This window comes from Cognatilysobacter lacus, assembly GCF_008274655.1.
Taxonomy (GTDB): Bacteria; Pseudomonadota; Gammaproteobacteria; order Xanthomonadales; family Xanthomonadaceae; genus Cognatilysobacter; species Cognatilysobacter lacus.
The window spans coordinates 1-576 of sequence record NZ_VTRV01000296.1 but is presented as its reverse complement, the minus strand read 5'-3'; the positions used below and the strand labels follow the sequence as shown (position 1 = coordinate 576).

Annotated in this window: 1 protein-coding gene; it reads right to left on the bottom strand. The window is 59.7% G+C overall.

Annotated features, from left to right (window positions below; all coding sequences use genetic code 11):
- Nucleotides 1-59: 59 nt before the first annotated feature.
- Nucleotides 60-576, bottom strand: a 517-nt coding sequence (locus FW784_RS14165; protein WP_205123635.1) for an energy transducer TonB, incomplete at its 5' end; no start/stop codon positions are given.

Here is a 576-nt window from a genome sequence, read left to right as displayed (position 1 = left end):
CTAACACCTGAGTTAAGCCGCGCCGCGAAGCGGCGTCGGCTTGGACGAATTGTTAGGCCTCAGTGCGACGAAGGCCCGAACGGAAATTCTTGTGCGGCTAGTGACGCTACAGGACGCCCATTAAAGCGAGCCGGCTCGAACCTCCATTCCTTCATCGCCGCCAACGCCACTTCGCTTAGCTCCGGGTCCGTACTTTCAACAACCACTGGATCGGACGCCAAACCTTCAAGCGTGACGATATAGGCGACCACAACCTTTCCGACCTTCGGCGAACCATCAGGGCCGACCGGCGCCGGAGGCAGGCCACCGGCCGTAGGCTTGGCGCGCTGCAGCCCGCCGAAAGTGTCGGCGAAGATGTAACGGCAGCCATAGGCCTTCTTTGCGGCCGAATCAATCGCGAAGCTCTCCGGAGACAGGCGATTGAACACCGTGCGGTCCAACGTTTGCTCGGTAGATTCCGGCTTTGCGGATGTGTCTTTTTGCCCGTCGCAGGCAACTGCCGAGTGGCTTAGGGCTAAGAGAGCGAAGGAAAGGATCGTCGCGAGTTTCATGATGGCTCCTCTGAGGCCTAACACC